4 protein-coding genes and 1 pseudogene are annotated in these 5508 nt (G+C 54.9%); 3 read left to right on the plus strand and 2 right to left on the minus strand.

Translation table 11 applies throughout. The annotated features are described in order from the left end of the window. Positions 1-163: 163 nt before the first annotated feature. The gene (locus tag HBN63_RS21190; protein ID WP_262499072.1) at positions 164-1669 is read right to left on the minus strand and encodes a DUF6538 domain-containing protein; all 1506 of its coding nucleotides are present in this window, start codon (positions 1667-1669) and stop codon (positions 164-166) included. 490 nt (positions 1670-2159) lie between these two features. Between HBN63_RS21190 and HBN63_RS21195 the strand changes: the two genes are divergently transcribed. From HBN63_RS21195 to HBN63_RS21205, 3 genes are read left to right on the plus strand one after another with little or no spacing between them, the layout of a single operon-like run. Continuing rightward, on the plus strand, positions 2160-3485 hold the full coding sequence (locus tag HBN63_RS21195) for a HipA domain-containing protein (RefSeq protein ID WP_170050794.1): 1326 nt from the start codon (positions 2160-2162) through the stop codon (positions 3483-3485). Next, positions 3486-3752 carry a helix-turn-helix transcriptional regulator gene (locus HBN63_RS21200; RefSeq protein ID WP_003459718.1) on the plus strand — a complete coding sequence of 89 codons (267 nt, stop codon included), beginning with the start codon at positions 3486-3488 and terminating at the stop codon, positions 3750-3752. Between the two features lie 51 nt (positions 3753-3803). Next, positions 3804-4607, plus strand: coding sequence for an inositol monophosphatase family protein (locus tag HBN63_RS21205; RefSeq protein ID WP_170050795.1), 804 nt, complete (start codon positions 3804-3806; stop codon positions 4605-4607). 211 nt (positions 4608-4818) lie between these two features. Here the strand turns inward: HBN63_RS21205 and HBN63_RS21210 are convergent. Next, positions 4819-5382: pseudogene (locus tag HBN63_RS21210) on the minus strand (hypothetical protein); the annotation flags it as partial. Positions 5383-5508: the final 126 nt, after the last annotated feature.

Consider the following 5508-nt stretch of genomic DNA (forward strand, 5'->3'; position numbering starts at 1 on the left):
TTTTGCCCATCATTTCCATACTGATCACCCTGTGTTCTCCTGCTCAAAAATTGAGCAGAAGCAGTTGAACACCTGGGTCAGTTTTCAGTCGGCAGAACAGCCTCTACTGGGTCAGTTTTCGGTCAGCGGCAACACTGAATGATCTTCTGCTCACGTAAACACCTCATTGCTGGGCGAAGCTTAACGCCCTATCGGGGTGTCCAGAATCATTGAGCCACAACAGGCTCTCGTTAAAGAACTTGCTGGCCGCTTTAGCCCATCCCTCCTTGTTATGGTCTGTCTCTCCGTTTCGTGGCGGTAGGTAAGTCAGGCCGTCGCCAAACAGTTTCTTTTGTTTGGCTTGGCGTTGGCTGTCTACGTACTCCAGGAATCCCAGTTCTATCAAGCGCGGGTGAATGGGCACCTGGCGGGCCTCTCCTGTTTTGATTCGCTTCGCCTCGAAGGCTTTCGGATCGTCCGGGCAGAAATCGAAGCACGGATGCCCATCGACCTCGCGGATATCAGCGGTGTTGAGTTGGGCTATCTCGTTTGTTCGGGCTCCGGTGAAGTAAGCGATTAGAGGGAGCCAGAACCAGAACGGGTACGCTTTTGTTCTGTTAGCGGGTGGTGTGCCTCGGTAGATGTAGCTCGAGAAGATCGCTTCAATGTCGGGGGCGGAGAAGGGTTTGCCGTCGCGGGTGCGTGCTGACTCCCTCTTTTTCACATGCTTGATGCGCAACTCGTCCTCTCTGACTGCCGTCAGATCAAGGGTGCGGGCGTGATGCTGCATCCGTTTTATCGCATCGATGAAGGCATTGGTGCGCTCGTGTCCCACCATTTGCTCCGGATCGTCGGTTAGCAGGTCATCGCGCGGAGTCGGCGGATCGATGGAGGCTTCTGCTCCGACCTTCATTTTGCGCGCAGTGTCATAGGCTGCCTGCCAATCCTGTTTGGATAGCTCGCATACTGGTTTGTGATTAGTAAGAACTGTCATCACCCTGGCGAACCGCTCGTTCAGCTCCAACGATCCGCCATAGTTTGCTTGGCCACTTTTCTCGGCGGTGTCGGCCTTATCCAGCTCTAGCCGGTGCTGCCAGACTTGATAGAGCGTCCAGTTTGCCATCGCCGGGTCAACCCGATGGATGGCTGGGAGTGCTGATGCTGTACGAGTCCCCGTGAGCCTACCCAGCGCCAGTTCGTCTCGAAGCTTCGGCAGAATGGCTCGAAGCTCTGTCGGTTGGTAGGCGTGTGAAAGTTCGAGCAGTTGCTGTGCCGTCTGCTCAAGTTCGGTTGGAATAGGACGGCCGTAGGCACCAGTAAGTAGGCGCTCAATCTCTCGGCGGCGCTGGCGAGCCTCGATTTCCTTGTCTGAAAGGATGGGCTCTGCCGGGTTGCTTTCGTTCTGGGGGCTGGAGAAGTCTGGGACAAGCTCCATTAGTTCTTGGTAGTCGGCCTCGGTTAGGCCAAGTTCATCACGCTCAACCATGTTCAATACCTTGTCAAAGACGGCTTCGTAGCGTGCGACGTATTGCCGGGCACGCTTACGCGCCAGCCTTTCGCTGTCTGTTTTCAGGGTACGTCTGACTTCTCGCTGACCATGGAGCAAGGCTCGCAATGGTCGTGGAATCACGATGCGGAAGTAGAAGGTTCCGTGTCGGTTGCGTGTGAGGTAGGAGGGGGAGGGTTTCATGGTAGGCACCGAAGCGATGCCCCACATGAGTGTCACACCTCAGTGTCACACCGGCCTGGAACGGCCGGTAGACTGAGCACAAAAGCCTATTAAATCAAGCTCTTGTGTGGTTGATGGTGGAGCCGGGGGGATTTGAATCCAAAGACACAAATGCCCAGCTCAAATCAGTGTTTCGGGCGCTTGGCCCCAAAAAACTGATTTGTAGGATTTCACTCAGCCGATCTGCAGTATAGGAACCTTGAGCCTTCCGTCAATAGCGCATCCAAATATGCCCAGTGTAAGTGTTGCCAGTTGGGCAGTTTTGCTGGGCGCGGGTTCAAATCCTTACTGGGGAGTTGAACACGGGCAGCGCCCTCCGAAGCGGGAACTAGTTCTTGAGATTGAGGCACTTTAATGCCTTTGTCTGTGGCTAAGACGATTTTTTAGGCATTAAATTGCCTTTTTTTGTGTGTGCGTCTACTGTTTGGGCATTAAAGTGCCGGTGACTGATATGCACAATCTTACTCTGCAGGTTTATAGGGATGGCCAGTGGCGCAATGCCATGGAGATCCGTTTCGAGCAGCCCGAGGAAGGGCTGGAGGGTGCTTGTGCTTGTGGCTACCAGCAGGGCTATCTGGTTGACTCCTTGGAGTCTGTAGGCACTCGGCTGAATGTGGCTGTCAGTGCAGCTTACCCTCTCGGATGGGATTCTTGGCGAGATAAGAAGGCGCCTGCGTTTCTCTTCGACATCCTGCCATCAGGTGCAGCAAGACGCTTTCTACTGAAGCGTTTGGGCGGCGAGCGGCCCGAGGGTCTCAATCTTGATCTCTACCTTCTTGGGCGATGCACACCAGCGCCAATTGGCAATCTGCGTATCAAGGAGTCCGTCGAGGCGATTGCGGGCAGCCCTGTGCTCGGTTTTACGCGCGATGAGGTTATTAGTCGGGACTCACGATTCCTGGAGTACGCGTATGAACAGGGCGCAGCGATTGGTGGGGCGACAGGTGCTGGCGGTGAGGCCCCCAAGCTGTTGCTGACTGAAGATCGTCAGGGCGCCCTGCATCCAGATGCCGTGTTGCCAGATGCAGACGCAGCCCAGCACTGGTTTGTAAAGTTCGCGCGTAACAAAGCCAGTCAGACCGATCAGGACATCCTGCGCAGCGAATACTGCTTCTATCGTGCCGTCCAGCAGCTCGGAATGGATACGGTTGCAGCTGAAGGGTTGGCATTGGAGGAGGGCAATAAGCCCAGTCTCTGGATGCATCGCTTTGATCGCGAGATTAGCCCCGCAGGGGTTAGCCGAACTGCCGTTGAGTCCATGTACTCGCTATGCGGTGTAACCGAGGCGGGTAGCTACATGCTGCACACGCACGTGCTGGGGAATCTGGTTGAACTATGGCGAGCTGTTGGACAGGAACAGCAGATCGGAGATCTGGTGTTTGAATACATGCGGCGCGATCTGCTGAACCAGATTCTCGGCAATTCAGATAACCACGGACGCAACACCGCGATTCTCCGCTGCGAGCAGGGGGTTCGGTTGGCGCCAATCTACGACCTAGCGCCGATGGTCATGGACGAAGAGGGGGTTACGCGTACGACGAAGTGGCCAAAGCACATCGAGCTTGCTGGAGAGGTTAACTGGAGAAGGGCCTGTGATGAGGTCGCGGGGTGGGTTAATGCCGATGAGCTGTACCAGCGATTGCGGTTGGCAGCTCAGGACTTCCTCGCGCTACCTGACTTGCTGAGTGCACAAGGGCTTCCCGACTCAACCATGAGTCACCCTCGTATAGCCCTGAGAAATCTCCAGCAGCGGATGCTTCAGTGGGGGTTGGTCTAAATGGACATTCTTGAGCGCAATCGCATTTTGAATGAGCTGCAGCAGCAGTTGGCTAGCGGCGAGATCACGATTGGAGGAGCAGTGCGGCGTCTGCGTAAGGAGGTGACTGGCTTGCAGCAGGCCAGATTTGCACAGATGTGCAAGTTGTCATTGCGCGCCTTGCGACAGCTGGAACTGGATGAGAGCAACCCGACGGTTCAGACTCTGAACAGCGTGTTTAATCCCTTTGGCATGCAGGTCGGCATTGTGCCGAAGACTCCGCGTTGAGCTGCGGCTGCATGCTGGTTCTTAAGGCTGGATGAGCGCTGGAGAAAACACATGGATTATTCATCGCTGCTCTCTAGGGTCACACAGGTGGTCACTAGGGCAAGCGAGCTTCTAGTCGCAGAGTGGCAGCGTCCTGAGGGGCCTCGCGGAGCGGGTGATAAAGCGGATGTTGATGTAGAAATCGAGGCTCTATTGCGGCCTTGCCTGCTGGATCTGTTGGATGGAGATTTCTGGGGCGAGGAAACAGGGCATTCGTTGACCGGTGCCCCGCTCTGCTGGGTGGTGGATCCTAACGACGGGACTGCTGACTTTCTGAAGGGATTCAAGGGCTCTGCCATTTCGGTAGGACTTCTTGAAAATGCTCAGCCTGTTCTCGGTGTTGTGTATGCGCCTGTACTGGAGGGGCGCCCTGCTGACTGCATCGCTTGGGCTAAGGGTATGCCATCAGTGTTGCGTAATGGCGAGCCGGTTGACGCGAATCTGTCAAAACAGGAGTGGAGTTCAGGCAGTCGAGTAATGGTCAGTACTGCTGCCAGGATGAAGCCAGAGCTAAATTCTGAATTGTGTGCTCCGGGTAGATTTGTCGCGATGCCAAGCATTGCCTACCGGTTAGCTCGTGTAGCTGCAGGTGATGGGGTTGCGGGCGTGTCACTTGTCCAGGTTTCCGCGCATGACGTGGTAGCAGGGCATGCATTGCTAAAAGGTGCTGGGGGCGTACTTCTCAATCAGGACGGAGAAGAGATTTCATTCATGGCAGAGGCGCAAATGAAGACGGTCTCGCATCGGTGCTTCGGAGGTTCACCTGCTATCTGTCGATCCCTGGTGAATCGTGAGTGGATTCGACTGTTCAAGTAGCTGTTGTTTTTTGATTTCGAGCCAGCAGCATTGCAGCGTTCGCGGGCGTTGATGACTTGGCGCAGTTTCATGAACTGCGCCAGTTCTGGCTTCGTATGTGGCGCAGTTCTTGTCGAACTGCGCCACGGCTAGGCGAAGGATGGACCCCAAACCTCAAATGAATGAATTACAGACATTGGTGCATCCGGTCAAGATGAACCGGCGTCCATCCTCAGCCAACCACTGGGTAGTTGGCATCGCCCCATAAGGTGTCTGGGTTGTCCAGCATGATCTGGATGATCAAGGGCACTAGCTTGCTGAGAAGGTTACTGCAGTCTCGCAGTTGGTCTCTGTTAACCCGGCCATTCCAGGTCGCACCGCCGTGTATGAGCTGATTTCGCAGGGTGTAGATCCGGTTGAACATCACGCCAAGTACCGCTGGCGTGTTACGGTTGGCCAGCGCCAAAGCTGCTGCCTTTTTTCCACTGGCGAAGCGCTCTTTCCACTGTTCTTCGCTGATCTTTCCGCTTTGATGATCCCAGAAGCTTTGGAAGACATACGGGTTGTCCAGTAGCACCCTGATGCTACCGGGGAACTCCGACCAGACGAGCTTCTCGATGCTGTTGGCGCTATCAAGTGAACACAGTTTTTCGAGAAATGCTTTGAAGGTTTCCTGTTCGGATAACCGCTGCTGCTCGTCGATATCGGTGGCGTAGGCTGCGTTGAATGCGATCCACAGAAAAATGAACTGGCCATCAGTGTCTTCGGCTTGTTCTGCTCGGTTCAGCCAGCTGAGTGTTGCCGCTGACCGAAAACTGACCCAGTAGAGGCTGTTCTGCCGACTGAAAACTGACCCAGGTGTTCAACTGCTTCTGCTCAATTTTTGAGCAGGAGAACACAGGGTGATCAGTATGGAAATCCT

The sequence above is a fragment of the Pseudomonas sp. WS 5011 genome (genome assembly GCF_012985775.1).
GTDB lineage: Bacteria > Pseudomonadota > Gammaproteobacteria > Pseudomonadales > Pseudomonadaceae > Aquipseudomonas > Aquipseudomonas peli.

Coding starts and splice junctions, on each gene's coding strand:
- HBN63_RS21190 (WP_262499072.1), bottom strand. CDS start 1,669: ATGAAACCCTCCCCCTCCTACCTCACACGCAACCGACACGGAACCTTC.
- HBN63_RS21195 (WP_170050794.1), top strand. CDS start 2,160: ATGCACAATCTTACTCTGCAGGTTTATAGGGATGGCCAGTGGCGCAAT.
- HBN63_RS21200 (WP_003459718.1), top strand. CDS start 3,486: ATGGACATTCTTGAGCGCAATCGCATTTTGAATGAGCTGCAGCAGCAG.
- HBN63_RS21205 (WP_170050795.1), top strand. CDS start 3,804: ATGGATTATTCATCGCTGCTCTCTAGGGTCACACAGGTGGTCACTAGG.